Source organism: Streptomyces sp. NPDC048496 (assembly GCF_043200055.1).
Classification (GTDB): Bacteria; Actinomycetota; Actinomycetes; order Streptomycetales; family Streptomycetaceae; genus Streptomyces.
This window is the reverse complement of the sequence record NZ_JBICXB010000134.1, coordinates 1-1,659: the sequence shown is the minus strand read 5'-3', so window position 1 is coordinate 1,659 and position 1,659 is coordinate 1. Positions and strand designations below refer to the sequence as shown.

General features: G+C 67.3%; 1 protein-coding gene. It reads right to left on the bottom strand.

Annotation, left to right across the window (positions count from 1 at the left end):
• Positions 1-46: 46 nt before the first annotated feature.
• A complete protein-coding gene (locus tag ACGFSA_RS35135) occupies positions 47-1,555 on the bottom strand; it encodes an ISL3 family transposase (RefSeq protein WP_393310241.1) in 1,509 nt (502 codons plus the stop codon).
• Positions 1,556-1,659 lie beyond the last annotated feature (104 nt).

Sequence of the window (1,659 nt, the reverse complement as noted above, 5' to 3'; positions counted from 1 at the left end):
GGCTCTGACAAGATTTTCGTAGCCGTTGATCGCGCCTCGGTGTGGATCAGTTGAGGAGGATGCGGTGGCGGAGGAGGCGGAAGCCAGCGCGTCCGTACATCTGTCTCTTGATCAGTTTCGTCTTGGTGTTGACGCCTTCGGTTCCGCCGTTGTGGAACGGGAGGGTGAATCCGTTGACGACGGCGTCGTGGTCGCGTTCCAGGCCGCGAGTGAAAGCGTGCATGTGGGGCAGGTCGTAGTCGCGGACCTGGGAGATCCACTCCTCGAGGTGTCGGGCGTTGTCGGCGGCGGGGGTGAGCAGGGCCGCGAAGGAACGGATGTGCCCGGCCAGGGCGGTCATCTCGGGGCAGGCCCCGGTCAGCACTGCGAGGAGCTCGCGGTCCTTGTCCTTGAGCTGCTCGGGCTCGGTACACAGCAGGCCCTTGAGGCGGCGAGGTGAGACGGCGGGGCGGTCGGACTCGACTCGGCCTTGGTTGATGTAGCGGTAGAGGAGGTTCGAGCTGCCCTGGTAGCCGAGGTCCTTGATCTCCTTCAGGAGCTGCCTGACGCTCACGGCGGGGTCCTCCTCGCGGCGCCGTCGCAGGTGGTCACGGTAGGGGTCGACCAGGGTGGGCCGGTACTGCGGGGCCTTCTTCAGCTGCTCGGGCTCGGGGACGCGGGCATAACGTTTGACGGTGTTCAGCGCCAGTTGCAGGCGGCGGGCGCAGTCCAGTAGGCCGACGCCCTGGTCGAGCAGGGTGTGGACCTGATGCCAGCGTTCCCGGGTAGTTTCCTCGCGGACACGGGCCTGGGAGGGCGGTCCGCATTTCGCCCAGCAGCCGGCGTGCGCGTGGACCTCCTTGAGGACAGCCTCGCCGAGGTTGTGCCACAGATGCCAGCGGTCGGTGATCTGCGGCACCTGGGGCAGTGCGTCTGTGACAGCCTGCGCGTATCCGGCCGCGCCGTCCCGGCAGACCGCCTCGATGCCCGGATGGGTACGTAGCCAGGCCGTCAGAGTCTCGGCCTTGCGGTCGGGCAGGACCTCGACGCGTTCGCGGGTCTCGGCGTTGATCAGGATCGTGGCATAGCGGTGGCCGCGCCGCAGTGCGAAGTCGTCCACACCGAGAACCGCGGGCACAGCCAAGGCGGGCAGGGGGATGCGTAACAAGCAGGTCAGCATGCTCGCCCACGACAGGGTCTGGTGCAGATGGACCAGCAACCGGGCCCCGGCTCTCCCGGCCAGGGCCGTCGCAACCGATGCGATCACCTTCTGCAGGGCGGGGGTCCGCCGCTGGTAGCGCACCGTCAGCCCGGGGACCTGCTCGACGAACGTGGTCTTGGAACAGTCCGAGTTCTCGCAGTACAAGCGGCGCACCGACAAGTCGATCACCACTGGTCTCCCGCCGATCGCCTCGTCGGCGACATGCCGCACGTACCGGCTGTGCTCCCACGCCGACTCCTGCCCGCAGCCCGGGCAGATCACTGAGACCCCGGTGGCAGTCCGCACCGTGATCCTGACCAGGCCCTCGCCTGCCTCCACTGCCTCGACCAGCACCGAAGCCAGGTGGGGAAGCAGCGCCGTCAACTCGACATCACACGCCACCAGCCTCCCCCACCAAGGCACTTACCGAGGCCGATACCGCAAAGTCGATCAACGGCTACGAAAATCTTGTCAGAGCC